Source organism: Streptococcus sp. oral taxon 071 str. 73H25AP, assembly GCF_000146755.1.
Lineage (GTDB): Bacteria > Bacillota > Bacilli > Lactobacillales > Streptococcaceae > Streptococcus > Streptococcus oralis_T.
Genome location: NZ_GL397254.1, coordinates 1,662,366 through 1,677,763, shown reverse-complemented (window position 1 = coordinate 1,677,763; position 15,398 = coordinate 1,662,366). Strand labels below are relative to the sequence as shown.

The window sequence follows — 15,398 nt, the reverse complement described above, 5'->3', positions numbered from 1 at the left end:
TTCTCGTGAAACCTATTTCTTATAAAAAACTTCTCCACATAAAATAATTTGTGGAGTTTTTTCTATAATTAGTAGTTTAACCTAGCCTTCAAATAGGAGTATACTAATAATGTAATCGTTATCAAACCTAAAAATTCGATGAAATCAGTTTTTAGGAATAAAATGGGAGGAAATTATGAAAAAGTTTTCAAAGACCTTAAGAGATAACTGGATCTTTCTCTTGATGGTTTTACCAGGGGCGCTTTGGTTGATTCTATTCTTCTACATCCCAGTATTTGGAAATGTGGTCGCCTTCAAAGACTACCATATGAGTGGTGAAGGATTTATCCACAGTATTATGAATAGTAAGTGGGTTGGTTTCGATAACTTTAAGTTCTTATTTAGTTCTAAAGATGCTTTTATTATCACTCGTAATACCGTTCTTTACAACCTTGGATTTATCTTTATCGGCTTGATTGTGTCGGTGGGTATTGCCATCATCCTCAGCGAGCTCCGCTCTAAGAGAATGGTTAAAATCTTCCAAACATCTATGTTGTTCCCTTACTTCTTGTCATGGGTTATCATCAGTTTCTTTACAGATGCTTTCCTAAACATCGACAAAGGGGTTATCAACCGTTTCTTGGAAACCATTGGTGTGAAGGGAATTAACTTCTATGCAGACTTGGGTATCTGGCCATATCTTCTCCTTTTCCTAGGTATCTGGAAAGGCTTTGGATATAGCAGTGTCATGTACTATGCGACTATCATGGGAATTGACCCAACCTACTACGAAGCAGCAACAGTGGACGGGGCTAGCAAGTGGCAACGGATTCGCAATGTAACGATTCCACAGTTGACACCGCTGATAACTGTTTTGACTATCCTTGCAGTCGGAAACATCTTCCGTGCAGACTTCGGTCTTTTCTACCAAATCCCACACAATGCTGGTCAGCTCTATAATGTAACCAACGTACTAGACGTCTATGTCTATAATGGTTTGACTCAAACAGCGGATATTGGTATGGCATCAGCAGCTGGTCTTTATCAGTCAGTTGTCGGTTTGATTCTCGTTATCTTCTCAAATATACTTGCAAGACGAGTCGATCCAAATTCAGCACTATTCTAGAAAGGAGGAAAGCATGGCAGAAAAAATTAAAAAAGCAAAAATTGATAATGTCGGCATTCACTCCTTTAGTAAGAAGGCAGATATCTTCTTTAGTATTATTTCTGGATTGATTGCTCTCTCTTGTATCTTGCCCTTTATCTTTGTCATCATGATTTCCATCACAGATGAAAAGAGCATCCTCCAACATGGATATAGCTTCTTCCCATCACAGTTTGGATTAGATGGTTTCGAGTTTTTGGCTCAGTTTAAAGATAAGATTTTACAAGCGCTCTTTATCTCAGTATTTGTAACAGTAGTTGGAACCTTGACAAATGTCTTTATCACAACCACTTATGCCTACGCCATTTCTCGGACAACCTTTAAGTACCGCAGATTCTTTACGATTTTCGTCCTACTTAGTATGTTGTTCAACGCCGGTTTGGTTCCGGGCTATATCGTGGTAACTCGTTTGCTTCAACTGGGTGATACAGTTTGGGCCTTAATTGTTCCAATGCTTCTCTCACCATTTAACATCATCTTGATGCGTTCCTTCTTCAAGAAGACCATTCCAGAAGCCATTCTCGAGTCCGCTCGTATTGATGGTGCTAGTGAAGCCCGGATCTTCTTCCAAATCTGTTTACCATTATCGCTACCAGGTATCGCAACCATCACGCTTTTGACAGCTCTTGGTTTCTGGAACGACTGGTTCAACGCCCTTCTTTACATCAAGAGTGACAACTTGTATCCATTGCAGTATTTGCTTATGCAAATCCAACAAAATATGGACTACATTGCTAAAGCAGTCGGTCTTTCTGGTCAACTGGGTGTTGCTCTTCCAAAAGAAACAGGACGTATGGCCATGGTTGTGGTTGCAACCCTTCCGATTGCCATTCTGTATCCATTCTTCCAACGCTACTTTGTAAAAGGTTTGACCATCGGTGGTGTGAAAGAATAGGACTTACTGAGAAACACCGTTTCTCTTTTCCTAACTTCATCTTAGTGGCTGAAGTTACAAATCATTAAATCGTTTATAAGTTTAAAAATAAAAAAGGAGTTTTTATCATGAAAAACTGGAAAAAATATGCTTTTGCATCTGCTAGCGTAGTCGCTTTGGCTGCAAGTCTTGCTGCTTGTGGGAACCTTTCAGGTAACAACAAAAAAGCTGCTGACTCAGCTTCAGGAGAAAAACCTGTTCTTAAAATGTACCAAATCGGTGACAAACCAGACAACTTGGATGAATTGCTAGAAAATGCAAACAAAATCATCGAAGAAAAAGTTGGTGCTAAATTGGATATCCAATACCTTGGATGGGGTGACTACGGTAAGAAAATGTCAGTTATCACATCATCAGGTGAAAACTACGATATCGCTTTTGCAGATAACTACATTGTAAACGCTCAAAAAGGTGCTTATGCTGACTTGACAGAATTGTACAAGAAAGAAGGAGCAGATCTTTATAAAGCACTTGACCCAGCTTACATCAAAGGAAACACTGTAAACGGTAAGATCTATGCTGTTCCAGTTGCGGCCAACGTTGCATCTTCACAAAACTTTGCCTTCAATGGAACTCTTCTTGAAAAATATGGTATCGACATTTCAGGTGTAAACTCATACGAAACACTTGAACCAGTCTTGAAACAAATCAAAGAAAAAGCTCCAGATGTAGTACCATTTGCAGTTACTAAGAACTTCATCCCTTCTGAAAACTTTGACTACCCAGTAGCAAACGGACTTCCATTCGTTATCGACCTTGAAGGGGATACTACTAAGATCGTAAACCGTTACGACGTTCCTCGTTTCAAAGAACACTTGAAGACTCTTCACAAATTCTACGAAGCAGGATACATTCCAAAAGACGTAGCAACAAGCGACACTTCATTTGACCTTCAACAAGACACTTGGTTCGTTCGTGAAGAAACAGTAGGACCAGCTGACTACGGTAACAGCTTGCTCTCACGTGTTGCTAACAAAGACATCCAAATCAAACCATTCACTAACTTCATCAAGAAAAACCAAACAACTCAAGTTGCTAACTTTGTTATCTCAAACAACTCTAAGAACAAAGAAAAATCAATGGAAGTGTTGAACCTCTTGAACACTAACCCTGAACTCTTGAACGGACTTGTTTACGGTCCAGAAGGCAAGAACTGGGAGAAAATTGAAGGTAAAGAAAACCGTGTACGCGTCCTTGAAGGATACAAAGGAAACACTCACATGGGTGGATGGAACACTGGTAACAACTGGATTCTTTACATCAACGAAAACGTTACAGACCAACAAATCGAAGATTCTAAGAAACAATTGGCAGAAGCTAAAGAATCTCCAGCGCTTGGATTCATCTTTAGCACTGATAGCGTAAAATCTGAAATCTCTGCAATCACTAACACCATGCAACAATTCGATACAGCTATCAACACTGGTACTGTAGACCCAGATAAAGCAATCCCAGAATTGATGGAAAAATTGAAATCTGAAGGTGCCTACGAAAAAGTATTGAACGAAATGCAAAAACAATACGATGAATTCTTGAAAAATAAAAAATCATAAGATTGATTGATTTCGTGTATTCATTCCTAATTCCTAAAAATGTGATCACTGCCTTCCTTAGTTTCCTAGAGGAGGTAGTGATTTTTAGGATGTAAAAATGAAAAGAGTAGTTCTAAGAGTTTTGGCGATGTGATACACATGTATCTACAGGAGGTCCATTATGAAAAAATATCGTCTTCTTTTCAAAATGAGTGCTGTCTTCTCTTACCTATTTTTCGTATTTGGCCTTTCTCAGCTGACGTCTATTGTTCAAAATTATTGGCAATTTTCTTCTCAGGTAGGAAATATCTTCTGGATTCAAAATATCTTAAGTCTGCTATTTAGTGGAGTCATGATTTGGATTCTGCTTAAGACAGGCCATGGCTATCTCTTTTGCATTCCGAGAAAAAAATGGTTCTGGTATTCAATACTGACAGTCCTAGTAGCGGTAGTTCATATATCTTTTAATATTCATACAGCTAGATATGTTCAGTCAACTGCTGAAGGCTGGGCTCTACTGATTGGTTTTAGTGAGACTAATTTTGCCGAATTGGGTATCTACATATCCCTGTTCTTTCTAGTGCCGCTGATGGAAGAGTTAATCTATAGAGGATTACTGCAACACGCCTTTTTTAAAGATTCGAGATTTGCTCTTGATTTGCTTCTTCCGTCTATTTTATTTGCTCTCCCTCATTTTTCAAGCCTGCCTAGTCTGTTAGATATCTTCGTCTTTGCAACAGTTGGAATCATTTTTGCTGGTTTGACCCGCTATACCAAGAGCATTTATCCTTCCTATGCGGTGCATGTGATCAATAATATTGTAGCGACATTACCATTTTTGCTGACTTTTTTACATAGGGTGTTTGGGTAAAATACTGGCGAGAGTTAGGAATTATAGTGTTTCAATTTATAAGCGAATTTCAGGAGGGAAATGAGTATGACACCATTAAAATGGTTTGCTGGAGGAAGTGAAAGAGGTTGTGAAGCCATGACTATCATTGATCATCTACTGGAAGATATAAAGGATGAGCATCAATTTACTCCCTTGAAAAATCAGTTAGTGATCTATAAAAAACGATTAGAGGACGACGGGACCTCTGTTCCATTTATATTGAGCCAAATGAATGTTGACATCTCGCGTGTATTGATTGAAAACAAGCTAAGTTTGTCAGAAAGTCAAGCTGAGCAGATCAAAAAATTGAGAGAATTATCTGTTATTCGGTATGGTTACTGATGAAGTGCAGTAGCAGGTCTCTCTATATAATTTCCGGTCAAATAAATTGCATTCGTTTTCTCAAGTGGGTATACTAGAATAGTTGAATGAAAAATTCTGAAAATTTAAGAATAGAAAAGAGAACAAATCTTATGGCAAAAGATATTCGTGTCTTACTTTACTACCTCTATACTCCAATTGAAAATGCAGAGCAATTTGCGGCAGATCACTTGGCTTTCTGTAAATCAATCGGTCTCAAAGGTCGTATCCTAGTCGCTGACGAGGGAATCAATGGAACTGTTTCAGGTGACTATGAAACAACTCAAAAATACATGGACTACGTTCACAGCCTACCAGGAATGGAAGACCTCTGGTTCAAGATTGACGAAGAAAATGAACAAGCCTTCAAGAAGATGTTTGTTCGCTACAAGAAAGAAATTGTCCACCTTGGTTTGGAAGACAACGATTTTGACAACGACATCAACCCACTTGAAACAACAGGTGCTTACTTGTCTCCAAAAGAGTTCAAAGAAGCCCTTCTTGACGAAGATACAGTGGTCCTTGACACACGTAACGATTATGAGTACGACCTAGGACACTTCCGTGGGGCTATCCGTCCAGACATCCGCAACTTCCGTGAGTTGCCACAATGGGTCCGTGACAACAAGGAAAAATTCATGGACAAACGTGTCGTGGTTTACTGTACAGGTGGAGTTCGCTGTGAGAAATTCTCAGGCTGGATGGTCCGTGAAGGCTACAAAGATGTCGGCCAATTGCATGGAGGAATCGCAACTTACGGTAAAGACCCAGAAGTTCAAGGTGAGCTTTGGGATGGGAAAATGTACGTCTTTGACGAGCGTATCGCCGTAGATGTTAACCATGTCAATCCAACCATCGTAGGGAAAGACTGGTTTGATGGAACACCATGTGAACGTTATGTCAACTGTGGAAATCCCTTCTGTAACCGTCGTATCCTAACATCAGAAGAAAATGAAGACAAGTACCTCCGTGGATGCTCACACGAGTGTCGTGTTCACCCACGCAACCGCTACGTCTCAGAAAATGAATTGACACAAGCAGAAGTGGTGGAGCGCCTAGCAGCTATCGGTGAAAGCTTGGATCAAGTCGCTACAGTATAAAGCAAACAGCCCCTGAAGGCTGTTTTTCTATGCTTTTTATCTAAAAATCTAAAGTTTGTTTCTGTATCTTTCAGGAAAAAAGGGTATACTGTGTGTAAACGATTTCAAAGGAGGCCAGTTATGGCGAAAACATTTTTTATCCCAAATAAAGATAGTATTCTAGGACAACAGGAGATCTTGACTGCCAAGTCTATCTTGGCCTTGGTGGAGGGCTTGGAGTCACACAGTTATGATGCAGTCTATCTCCGTCAGCCGCTTAATCGTCTCGAGTATATCGAGTGTGGGATTGTAGGCCAGTCGCAATTTCTCTTCAGGGTGAACTATGCGGATAGTCGAAAAGGCTATCAAGTGGTGATTCCAGACTTCCTTACCAGAGCGGACTGGGAGATTGTAGAGGCTCTCCACCAAGCCCTATCGAACAAGTTGGGGCATGTGGTAGAAGGGTTAGAAGGGTTTGAATTTGAAGCTTATTTCCGACAAATAGTTCAGAATTATCTAGCGGATAAGGCGGCTCGTCTAGTATACTGCCAAGGGCTCTTGTCCCCTATCTATCTCAACAAGGAATACCTAGAGAGCTTTTTGGCTGAGGATGGATTGGCACGTTTTGAAGAACTGGTCAAGAAGGTTCAAGGCTCTGATGCCTACCTTGCCAGTGTGAAATTTTACCCAGACGCCCAAGGCAAGGTACACGGCATCTACCACCTAGCCCAGGGAGTCAAGACAATTTTGCCAAAGGAACCCTTTGTACCAGCTCCTTATACCGAGCAGCTGGCAGGCAAGGAGCTTGTTTGGGAGATTGACCTAGTGACGATTTCTGGTGATGGGTCCAAAGCAGAAGACTATGAAGCCATCGCTCGCTTGGATTATGAAAAATTCCTAGAGTCACTACCAGAAGCATTTTACCAGCAATTAGATGCTAATCAATTAGAAGTACAACCCATTCTAGGACAAGAATTTGAAGGATTGGCAACCATCAAGTAGACACTGTTCAAAAAAGAGTAAGCATAAAAATCCCTGTCATTAACAAATGGCAGGGATTTTGGTTAAAAGAATGTCAGGATGCGAAGGTAGTCCACTGTCAGCGCTAACTCTGCAATGAAGAAGGGTAAGAGAATAGCAGCATCAAGTAAGACAGTTAGCAGGAATCGATAAAATGGGTCGAGGCTACTGGCTTTACTTGGCTTGCTAATCACAAAGAGATTGCCGAGGGCAAAGATGGCCATGCTTAGAAGAGTGAGGATACCAGCAAATCGTAAGCCACCAAAGAGTGCAAAGAAACTTGCTAGAGCCGTTAGAACAAGTGGGATAGCAAAGAGTCTGCTATACCGATCAAAGGCTTCTTGGAATGTGAAGTCGCTCTCCTGATCCAACACACGTCGGACAGTAAAGCCTCCCAAAATGATGGAAAAGTAAAATAGAGCGCTAGCGACCAAGATAGAAAGTCCAGCAAAGAGATCTAAAGGTGGGAGCTGGTTAGGAGAACTATTAGCAATAGAAATCATATAGCCATAGTAGAGGTGCTTGATATGATAGATACTAAAGAAAAGATTAATAGAAGACAGCAAGGTGAGTAGGCCAAAGACACTATAACGATGCCTTTGGTCCGTAGTCTTGCTGGTAGTTGGTTCTTGGATAGCATCCAGCAGCCAAGACCAAAATAGTGCGATTTCTTCCTTTAATCGAGCAGTTTTACGAGGGTCAATGTCTGGGATATAGGGGCTTTCTAAAGCCTTGCTGAGGATGCTTTTTTCTTTTACAGAGTTTTCTTGGTTGCGTTCTTCTTCAGCTTTCCCATCTCCCTCTTCCTCGGTTTGGGTTTCCTCAATCATTTCGGGAGCTTCCTCCTCATGCGTTTCCAACTCTTTAGGTGAGACAGGTGTTTCTTCGCTTGCTTGTGGTTCGGTCTCCACAGTTTCCGAAGTCTCAGGCTCGTCGGGATGGATTTCTGATTTCGTCTGAGGTGATTTCTTTTCAAGATCGGCACTTTCAAACCATTCTTGTGTCATGATGGGACCTCCTTTTTTATGGTCGTTTTCTATTTTTAGATTAGCAGATGAAAGCGTTTTTGTCAATGGTTTCTAGATGGAGCAGAGTGCTCCTCTTTAGGTAGGTAGATATCCTGGTTGGCTTTTGCAATGAGTAAATCCTTGATATCTGCTTTTTCGGTTTTATAAGGGTTGGCAAGTACATTCTCTTTTTGTCCACGATGTTCTTCTTTGGGTTGACGATAGATACCACCATGCTGAGAAGAAATTTCTAGATTGATACGGTCGGTCTCTTTCTGGGAGAGAATGAGTTGTAGAGTTGAATAAGCCTCTAGCTCGACCTTGCCGTGAACTTGGATATTTTCAGCATAGATGTGTGCTCCCTCCGTCTTGACCTGACTATCTGTCAATTCGGCATCAAAGATATTGATGATATGAGGTGCCGTTAGTGTGCTGTTCTTGATAGAACTTTCTGTTAGTCTTAAGAGATAGCCTTTTGTTTTGATGGTTGCATTTTCAAGGTTGGCTTGACGAATATTAGTTTGTCCACGATTGGCTGAGACGGTGATAGCTTGCAGCTTTCTTCCTTTGGGTAGGGAGAGAACGACTTCGTCAAAACGATTAGAATAGTTGCTGGCGATACGAAGTAGGCTTTCGATTCCTGAACCGAGAAAACGATGTTGGGAGGCTTGTTTGTCAGTGACGCTCAGTGTTTTGTCACTCATACCAGTAGTCAAATCGTGACGACCAGACACGGAAGGATGATAGGTGATGTGGAGCTTGTCATCTACAGACTCTGTGATGGTTAGGCTATGTTCCTCAAGGGTCAAATCAAGTTTTTCCACTTCACTTCCAAAGGTTACTTCTTCGATACGATTGTCATAGACGGGGTCTTTTGACATGGCAAGCAAACTTTGAATACCATTGGACTGGGCGCCTACAATGATCATGATAAAACCAAGGATTGTAGAAACCACACCAAAAATGAGAAATCCTTTTGTCAATTTACGCATGTCTGTCACCTCTCTTTCCTTTTTTAAGAATCCATTGCACCAAACGGACGACTAGAAGGCCAAAGAAACGAGCTACATAGGAGATGCCTAGCAGAACAAGAGAAGAAGCACCGATAGCAAGCAAACCAGCCCCGAAAATCAAGATAAAGGCGGATTTGGCTTCGACCAGGATACTAAAACTCTCTACGATAAAGAGTCCGCCTAGCAGGATACCCGTCACAGAGACGGTAAAGAAGGCTAGAATGACGGAGGCAGCCGCGATAAAAAGCCCGATAATGGTTAAGATAATTGCAATTCCAACAGGAATTCCGATAGGGGCTGCTAGTAAGGCCAAGAGAGCAATGTGTAGCAGTTGACGGTCATTCTTTTGAGCAGGGGCTTCATTGACTTTTTTGTTGAGGAGGTTAGAGAGGACATCGTGAGCTGCTTCTTTTGGTGTACCCAGACTGGCGATGAGCTCCTCTTCACCCTCTGTACCTGCATCGTCAAATAGTTCCTTAAAGTAGTCCATGGCTTCGATGCGGTCAGCTTCAGGTAGTTTATGGAGATAGGTTTCTAACTGAGTCAGATAGTCAGTTCTTGTCATGGCGGATACTCCCTTCTATGATGCCGTTGACGGTGTCGGTATAGAGCGTCCACTCTTCCTTTAGAGTAACGAGCTGCTCTACGCCCCGATTGGTCAAGGAGTAGTATTTGCGCATACGCCCCTGAAACTCTCTAGAGTAGGTGGTCAGAAAGCCACTGGCTTCCAATTTTTTGAGAATGGGATAGAGCGTAGATTCTTTGATATTGGCGATGAGCTTAATGGTTTGACTAATCTCATAACCATAAGAATCTCCCTGCTCCAGTACAGCCAAGATGAGAAACTCGATCAAGGCAGAGGATGTTGGGAAGTACATGGGAAACCTCCTTTATATTATATAAAAATTTTATATATACTCTTTTCAAATATATTGTATCTCAAGTTGAAAGCCCTGTCAAGAAATATGTGTAAAAATTTTATATATAAAAAAACTCCTAGTATAAACTAGAAGTTTAGAGGATTATAGTTTATTGTGCATCTAGAAGCGGCGGAAGATTAAAATACTTGTCTCCAATCTTGATTCTGGCACGGAGTATGCCATCTTGATAGGTATAGCCTTCAAATGGAGGGTATTTGTCCAATCTTTCTAGGATGTCATCAGGCAAACATCTAAAATCATAATCCCTCAACGCCCCTGCACCAATCATTCTTTCAGTCAGATGTGCCTTGATTTCTTTTTCATATTTTTTGAGAAATGTTTCTCGATCGATTTCAAAGAGAGCTCTATCACCTTCATCCAACTCATAATAGCGGTCGTAGCCTGCAATCCAAGAGATATGAACACACAGTAGATGTTTTGCTATTTCTGGACAATAACCGATGGCAAACAAATTTTCCCTGTCGACTTGCCGATTTTCTATTGTGATATTTTGTATAAAGCGACTCATAATGGCCTCCGGTTCAAACATTGACTTAAGCAAACTTTCTATCTAAAAATCTTTTAACTCATCAAAGAAATTCAAAAGATTTTCTTTATCGATATTGAATTCGGCTGGGATTAAATCTAAAATGTCATCAAGTGCAGTATAAATATCTTCTCTCTCGACTGTTTCGATGAAATACTTCCCTTTATCCATTTTATTAAAGCCTTCTGTATAGAGTTTTACCAACTCTGTGGCTCCCTGCATCATTTCATCAGGTGAACTTTCAACGAGCTTTACCATACCGGCTCGAGTCTTTCGATATAAGGCTGCCGCTTTCTTGGCATTGGCAGGTGTAATATTCTCTTGTCCGTCCCATGAACGAAATGGGTTGTCCAAGTTTTGCGCTAGCCATTCCGGTTTTCTCGGTTTTGTGACCCAAAGATCAAGTCCTTCTCCCTTGCGCTTTTTATAAAGTTTCTTTGCTACTTTAGCTGCATCTTCAGGTAAACTATTCATCCAAAATCTACGCAAATTCGGAAGGCTATCTGGTCTAGGAATATCTTCTGCGGTAAAACCAAACAAGTCCATCGTTGTCAAGACTTCCAACTATTTAAACTCTGATAATGTATCAAAATGAAGAAGATTTCCCGGTTTTCCCCACAATCTTAACTCTGTAAGTTTTGGATATGCGTTCAAAACTTCCTCAATATCGAGTTCTTCGATTTTGATAACATGTAATTTCCCTAAAGCTTGCAATCCTTTCAACTTAGGAATCACTTTATCACATTGTAACAACAATGTCTGTTCGTTTCCATTCGCCTGTATGTTACAATCTTTCCTTATTTCTCCCAATAAAATAAGTTGCTCCAAACCGTCATTTAAGATAAGTTCTTCTACATCTGTCATATCAATGGAAAGCGTACAAACTGATGTTTTTGAGAAATCCAGTTTTGTTTGGTTATGGTTCTCGAGAACCAGTTCAGAAATAAAAGGAGTGGATTGCAAATACTCATATAAATTTTTGTGCCATTTGTTTAATGTTAGATGAGTCAAACAAGGAAAAACCTTTAATTCCATTGCATCTTCAAAAGGTTTCCACTCATCATTCAAACGGCGCTTGGAAATGCCACACTCCTCTCCTGCAAAGATGACTTTTTCTTCGCTCTTATCTGCTTCCTTAAATGCATCTCTCTGTTCTTTCGGTATTTCCTGCCATTTCAGCTGTCTGTAGACCTCATAACCGTTTCCCCATGTTGCGTATGAATTTGTACTCTCATCAGTTAAAGGAGTAACATTTCCAACAAAAGTATAGTTTGTCGGTACATTCACATCAACATTCGATAGATGTATCCCTCGGTTCCAGTACATAAAGTCCTTATAAAGTGGTTGTAAAGAAGATAATTCTGCCTCTTTCAGAGGCTCTTCTCCCGACCAATCCAATGAAAGTATGACCGCCTTTGGGTTCTTATCATTTTCTTCTATCTTTGTAATTTGACAAGCTGTATATTTTTTTAGATAGTTATTATAAACACAATAGACGTCTCCAGCTTTTGCTAGCATATTTTTCCTCCTTCTGGTTTACAAGCTTGCTATTTGACTATCAGAAATTTATCGGCTTTCTTGTTCGCCTAGAACAGTTAGGCGTCATTGAAAATTTCTATTTCAGATAAAGTTCCGGCTTATCGACCAAGGAACCGTATTTCAATTTTGGCAGTTTCCTTATCTCGCCATAGAGGTCTTTGAGCTCCTTGGATGGCTTAAGTGTTAAGTGCTCTATATTTTCAAGATTTAAAATCGGAGTATAATCCTTGCTTTTTAGTATCCCAGCTAAAAAATTAAAATATCTTAATTGCTTCATCTCATTAAGAAAATCAAAAGAATCTACATGGATATTTTTAGGCGCAAAACAATCTCCTTCGATTGAAAGACTTTCTAGCTTTTTCAGATTTGCAAACGGACTATAGTCGTCTATTTTTGAAAATTTTCCACGGATAAAGTAAGTAAATTGTTTAATTTAGCAATCGGCTCGATACTCTCAACACTGGATCCAGAACCCAGATGCAAATATTCGAGATTAGTCAGATTCGCAATCTTAGAAATATCTGGATAAACACCCCATTCTATATGTAGTTTTCTAAGATTTTGTTGGGCGCAAACAGCATCAAATAATTCTTGAGGCATCCTCGTACAAAATGTCAGTTCGGTAAATGCTGTCGGATTGTAAGTTAAAAAATCACCCCACTCTTGGATAACACGCTTCTTTTCTTTTGCAGTTTTATATTGAGGGGTAAAGCTATCGCCTAATTGAGTGCAGTTGATTGTCAGTGTACTTTCTCCCTTGTACTCCGACACTTCAATAATGCACTTGCTCTGCGGTTCATCTTGATGAAAGTAATCAACACCGTATTTTATTTGTTTGTCTGTTAGAAGACCCATCTGTATCATTCTTCCTGTCAGTATTTTATTCGAAGGGAAGCCCTTGTTGTTTTGGTTGCAGTTGTATACCCTCTTTGCCTTCATAAAAGAGTATTTCTTTGTCTAGGTTGTTTATATAATTATATCACTTTTCTCCTCACTAACTAGTCTATCAAGTGCAGCTGTCATGATATTGGAAGCGATATTCTGAATAGTCAGTCAACGAAAAAAACCAGACAGAGTCTGGCTTTGCATTGTTTATATCTGAGAAGTATTTTAGAAAAATTAAAGAATCTTATCAGCCCGATCCACCATAAAGAGTGAGATAGTCAAGATGATATCGATGGCTAGAAGGGCAAGGACAGCTGGAATCCAAGATTGGAAAAGTTCAAAACTATAACCAAATAAGGTAGGACCAAAGGCCGCTAAGATGTAGCCTCCTGTTTGCGCCAGTCCTGATAGCTGAGCCGTCTTTTCAGGAGAACTGGTTTTAAGAGAGAAGCAAACCATAAGGTAGGGAAAGAGGGCACTGCAGGCTGTTCCAATCAAGAGATGGACGACTAACCAGTAGAGGAAATTATTGGTTGGATACAAGAGCATGGCAATTCCTGTCATACCAGCGATAGAGATAATGGTTAGCATGATTCGACGGTGGCCGTCTGACAGATGAGTCGTCAGACTTGGAACAGTCATTGAAAAAGGAATGCTGATCAGTGAGAAGATAGAAGCGAGGAGGGCCGCATCTTTATTAGAAAGACCAGCACTAATGGCTATCGTTGGCAGCCAGGTCATGCTCGTATAAAAGAGCAAGGACTGAAGACCACCAAAGATAATGATGGCCCAGACATCTTTACTTTTTAGAATATTCTCTTTGACTTGCTTTTCTTTTTGGCTTTCTAGGTGGTGGTTGTGGCGATGATTTGGCAACCAGACTAGAAGAGTGACTAGACAGAGAAAGCTGAGCACGAGGATGAGGCCCTTCCAAGAACTGGCTTGGGTGATAGGGACCGAAAGATAAGAAGCGATGGCCGTTGAAACCCCCATGGCAGTGACATAGAGAGTTGTTAGGAAACTAATCTTTTGAGGCTGATTTGCCTGAATCATACTTGGGAGGAGTACATTGAAAATAGCAATGCTCGCTCCGATGATCAGAGTTCCTAGATAGAGAAGGGGAAGATTGAAAATCCGAATGACAGAGCCAACAGTTAAGAGGAGGAGACAGTAAGTAAAGAGGTGCTCCAACCCGATTTTTTGTGCCAAGCGACTTGCAAAAGCAGAGAAAAGAGCAAACATCAAGAGAGGGAGACTGGTTAAAATCCCAAGAGAACTAACCTCAACTCCTAGTCCCTGAGCGATATCTCCTAAAATGGTTGGAAGAGCAGTGAAAGGAGAGCGTAAAACAGTCCCGATTAAGACAATTCCTAGAACAAAAAAGAGCGATTGTTTTTTCATAAAAACCTCGAATAGATGATTTTAATAACAGCTTATTTTAAGGTTTTTTCTATATAATGTCAAGTAATGACAGCTAAGAAAGTTCGATTGATTTAAGCGAGAATAGAGTGAAAGGAGATACATTTCTTTACTAGAATTTTCCTTGATTTGATATAAAAATAGGAAAGTGAGAAAATTTGTGATAAAATAGTGGAAGGAAATCTATATATTGGAGAAAAACGGTGCCTGAAAAGCAAAAAATCAGCGTCTTGATGTCGGTCTATGTAAAGGAAAGCCCGACGTTTTTGAGAGATGCTATCAAAAGTGTTCAAAATCAAACCTTGAAACCGAGTGAACTTGTTCTTGTTGAGGATGGGCCCCTCACGCCAGAGCTCTATCAGGTGCTAGATGAAGTGGAAGCTCAGTCAGACATTCCAGTGAAACGGTGCCCCTTAGAGCAAAATCAAGGTTTAGGCTTGGCTCTTCGATACGGTGTTTTACAGTGTCAGTATGACATTATTGCACGGATGGATACGGACGATTTAGCCGTTCCGGATCGTTTTGAGAAACAGCTTCAGCTAATGGAGAAAGAAGATCTCGATCTCTTAGGTGGGCAGATTGCAGAGTTCATTGACAATCCAGATGAGATTGTGTCTTATCGTCGTGTTCCAACTCAGCACGCAGACATTGTGGCTTATCAGAGAATGAGAAGTGCTTTTAACCATATGACAGTCATGTTCAAAAAGGACATGGTCCTCAAAGCGGGCAACTACGAAGACGGGCTTTACATGGAGGATGATCTCCTCTGGCTCAATATGATTACGGCAGGTGCCAAGACTGGCAACCTAGATCAAATCTTGTGTAAGGTTCGTGTAGGTGCAGGAATGTTTGAGCGTCGAGGTGGCTTGCGTTACCTTAAATTCTACCGTCAAGCTCGCCAACGGATGCTTGAGCGAGGGCAAATTTCTTACATGGAATATGCTAAAAGTATGTTCATTCAGGCAATTGTTGCACTTTGTCCAGGCTTTGTACGTCAGTTTATCTTTGTCAAACTTTTAAGAAAGAGCAAGTAAGACCTGATAGATTGAACGATTCGGGTTATCATAACAATAGTATCATCTGACTCTTTTAAGGGGGAGTAAATTC

Annotated in this window: 17 protein-coding genes; 8 read left to right on the top strand and 9 right to left on the bottom strand. The window is 40.5% G+C overall.

What is annotated here, in order from left to right; all coding sequences use genetic code 11:
- Positions 1 to 175: 175 nt before the first annotated feature.
- The 7 genes from HMPREF9189_RS10415 (at position 176) to HMPREF9189_RS10385 (ending at position 6,943) form a co-directional block, all read left to right on the top strand.
- Positions 176 to 1,105: a sugar ABC transporter permease gene (locus tag HMPREF9189_RS10415; protein WP_000714573.1), complete on the top strand. Its 930-nt coding sequence runs from the start codon at positions 176 to 178 to the stop codon at positions 1,103 to 1,105.
- 13 nt (positions 1,106 to 1,118) lie between these two features.
- On the top strand, positions 1,119 to 2,039 hold the full coding sequence (locus HMPREF9189_RS10410) for a carbohydrate ABC transporter permease (RefSeq protein WP_000818290.1): 921 nt from the start codon (positions 1,119 to 1,121) through the stop codon (positions 2,037 to 2,039).
- A 107-nt stretch (positions 2,040 to 2,146) separates the two neighbouring features.
- Positions 2,147 to 3,631 carry an ABC transporter substrate-binding protein gene (locus HMPREF9189_RS10405; RefSeq protein ID WP_000800424.1) on the top strand — a complete coding sequence of 495 codons (1,485 nt, stop codon included), beginning with the start codon at positions 2,147 to 2,149 and terminating at the stop codon, positions 3,629 to 3,631.
- 160 nt (positions 3,632 to 3,791) lie between these two features.
- A complete protein-coding gene (locus HMPREF9189_RS10400) occupies positions 3,792 to 4,481 on the top strand; it encodes a CPBP family intramembrane glutamic endopeptidase (protein ID WP_000760783.1) in 690 nt (229 codons plus the stop codon).
- Positions 4,482 to 4,547: 66 nt separating this feature from the next.
- The gene (locus tag HMPREF9189_RS10395) at positions 4,548 to 4,844 is read left to right on the top strand and encodes a bacteriocin immunity protein (RefSeq protein ID WP_025168536.1); all 297 of its coding nucleotides are present in this window, start codon (positions 4,548 to 4,550) and stop codon (positions 4,842 to 4,844) included.
- A 131-nt stretch (positions 4,845 to 4,975) separates the two neighbouring features.
- Positions 4,976 to 5,962, top strand: coding sequence for a rhodanese-related sulfurtransferase (locus HMPREF9189_RS10390; RefSeq protein WP_001030013.1), 987 nt, complete (start codon positions 4,976 to 4,978; stop codon positions 5,960 to 5,962).
- Positions 5,963 to 6,082: 120 nt separating this feature from the next.
- Positions 6,083 to 6,943 (top strand): DUF4299 family protein, encoded by an 861-nt coding sequence (locus HMPREF9189_RS10385; protein ID WP_001140318.1) that lies wholly within the window; start codon positions 6,083 to 6,085, stop codon positions 6,941 to 6,943.
- A 62-nt stretch (positions 6,944 to 7,005) separates the two neighbouring features.
- Here the strand turns inward: HMPREF9189_RS10385 and HMPREF9189_RS10380 are convergent, their stop codons facing one another.
- The 9 genes from HMPREF9189_RS10380 to HMPREF9189_RS10340 all read right to left on the bottom strand — a co-directional run bounded on the left by HMPREF9189_RS10380 (position 7,006) and on the right by HMPREF9189_RS10340 (position 14,273).
- Positions 7,006 to 7,968, bottom strand: a complete 963-nt coding sequence (locus HMPREF9189_RS10380; RefSeq protein WP_000191326.1) for a DUF6574 domain-containing protein — start codon at positions 7,966 to 7,968, stop codon at positions 7,006 to 7,008.
- Positions 7,969 to 8,030: 62 nt separating this feature from the next.
- On the bottom strand, positions 8,031 to 8,960 hold the full coding sequence (locus HMPREF9189_RS10375; protein WP_001229048.1) for a DUF4097 family beta strand repeat-containing protein: 930 nt from the start codon (positions 8,958 to 8,960) through the stop codon (positions 8,031 to 8,033).
- The gene (locus tag HMPREF9189_RS10370; protein ID WP_000198658.1) at positions 8,953 to 9,546 is read right to left on the bottom strand and encodes a DUF1700 domain-containing protein; all 594 of its coding nucleotides are present in this window, start codon (positions 9,544 to 9,546) and stop codon (positions 8,953 to 8,955) included. Before HMPREF9189_RS10370 ends, HMPREF9189_RS10375 begins: the two co-directional genes overlap by 8 nt.
- Positions 9,533 to 9,859 (bottom strand): PadR family transcriptional regulator, encoded by a 327-nt coding sequence (locus HMPREF9189_RS10365; RefSeq protein WP_000273860.1) that lies wholly within the window; start codon positions 9,857 to 9,859, stop codon positions 9,533 to 9,535. The genes HMPREF9189_RS10370 and HMPREF9189_RS10365 overlap by 14 nt, the downstream gene beginning before the upstream one ends.
- 151 nt (positions 9,860 to 10,010) lie before the next feature.
- Positions 10,011 to 10,451: a hypothetical protein gene (locus tag HMPREF9189_RS10360; protein ID WP_000462759.1), complete on the bottom strand. Its 441-nt coding sequence runs from the start codon at positions 10,449 to 10,451 to the stop codon at positions 10,011 to 10,013.
- A gap of 21 nt (positions 10,452 to 10,472) precedes the next feature.
- A complete protein-coding gene (locus tag HMPREF9189_RS12590) occupies positions 10,473 to 10,994 on the bottom strand; it encodes a hypothetical protein (RefSeq protein WP_000362881.1) in 522 nt (173 codons plus the stop codon).
- An 18-nt stretch (positions 10,995 to 11,012) separates the two neighbouring features.
- Positions 11,013 to 11,966, bottom strand: coding sequence for a hypothetical protein (locus HMPREF9189_RS12585; RefSeq protein WP_000879814.1), 954 nt, complete (start codon positions 11,964 to 11,966; stop codon positions 11,013 to 11,015).
- Positions 11,967 to 12,374: 408 nt separating this feature from the next.
- Positions 12,375 to 12,926 (bottom strand): hypothetical protein, encoded by a 552-nt coding sequence (locus HMPREF9189_RS10345; RefSeq protein WP_009755455.1) that lies wholly within the window; start codon positions 12,924 to 12,926, stop codon positions 12,375 to 12,377.
- A 180-nt stretch (positions 12,927 to 13,106) separates the two neighbouring features.
- Entirely contained in the window at positions 13,107 to 14,273 is a 1,167-nt protein-coding gene (locus tag HMPREF9189_RS10340; protein WP_000744865.1) for an MFS transporter, read from the bottom strand.
- A 221-nt stretch (positions 14,274 to 14,494) separates the two neighbouring features.
- On the opposite strand from HMPREF9189_RS10340, the gene HMPREF9189_RS10335 reads away from it, so the two are divergent.
- Positions 14,495 to 15,325, top strand: a complete 831-nt coding sequence (locus tag HMPREF9189_RS10335) for a glycosyltransferase (RefSeq protein ID WP_001114312.1) — start codon at positions 14,495 to 14,497, stop codon at positions 15,323 to 15,325.
- Positions 15,326 to 15,398: the final 73 nt, after the last annotated feature.

Excerpts from the sequence above, each read along its gene's own strand:
- HMPREF9189_RS10405 (WP_000800424.1), top strand. The coding sequence starts at position 2,147 with ATGAAAAACTGGAAAAAATATGCTTTTGCATCTGCTAGCGTAGTCGCT.
- HMPREF9189_RS10380 (WP_000191326.1), bottom strand. The coding sequence starts at position 7,968 with ATGACACAAGAATGGTTTGAAAGTGCCGATCTTGAAAAGAAATCACCT.
- HMPREF9189_RS10385 (WP_001140318.1), top strand. The coding sequence starts at position 6,083 with ATGGCGAAAACATTTTTTATCCCAAATAAAGATAGTATTCTAGGACAA.
- HMPREF9189_RS10390 (WP_001030013.1), top strand. The coding sequence starts at position 4,976 with ATGGCAAAAGATATTCGTGTCTTACTTTACTACCTCTATACTCCAATT.
- HMPREF9189_RS10365 (WP_000273860.1), bottom strand. The coding sequence starts at position 9,859 with ATGTACTTCCCAACATCCTCTGCCTTGATCGAGTTTCTCATCTTGGCT.
- HMPREF9189_RS10340 (WP_000744865.1), bottom strand. The coding sequence starts at position 14,273 with ATGAAAAAACAATCGCTCTTTTTTGTTCTAGGAATTGTCTTAATCGGG.
- HMPREF9189_RS10375 (WP_001229048.1), bottom strand. The coding sequence starts at position 8,960 with ATGCGTAAATTGACAAAAGGATTTCTCATTTTTGGTGTGGTTTCTACA.
- HMPREF9189_RS10345 (WP_009755455.1), bottom strand. The coding sequence starts at position 12,926 with ATGAAGGCAAAGAGGGTATACAACTGCAACCAAAACAACAAGGGCTTC.
- HMPREF9189_RS10370 (WP_000198658.1), bottom strand. The coding sequence starts at position 9,546 with ATGACAAGAACTGACTATCTGACTCAGTTAGAAACCTATCTCCATAAA.
- HMPREF9189_RS12585 (WP_000879814.1), bottom strand. The coding sequence starts at position 11,966 with ATGCTAGCAAAAGCTGGAGACGTCTATTGTGTTTATAATAACTATCTA.
- HMPREF9189_RS10400 (WP_000760783.1), top strand. The coding sequence starts at position 3,792 with ATGAAAAAATATCGTCTTCTTTTCAAAATGAGTGCTGTCTTCTCTTAC.
- HMPREF9189_RS12590 (WP_000362881.1), bottom strand. The coding sequence starts at position 10,994 with ATGGACTTGTTTGGTTTTACCGCAGAAGATATTCCTAGACCAGATAGC.
- HMPREF9189_RS10360 (WP_000462759.1), bottom strand. The coding sequence starts at position 10,451 with ATGTTTGAACCGGAGGCCATTATGAGTCGCTTTATACAAAATATCACA.
- HMPREF9189_RS10395 (WP_025168536.1), top strand. The coding sequence starts at position 4,548 with ATGACACCATTAAAATGGTTTGCTGGAGGAAGTGAAAGAGGTTGTGAA.
- HMPREF9189_RS10410 (WP_000818290.1), top strand. The coding sequence starts at position 1,119 with ATGGCAGAAAAAATTAAAAAAGCAAAAATTGATAATGTCGGCATTCAC.
- HMPREF9189_RS10415 (WP_000714573.1), top strand. The coding sequence starts at position 176 with ATGAAAAAGTTTTCAAAGACCTTAAGAGATAACTGGATCTTTCTCTTG.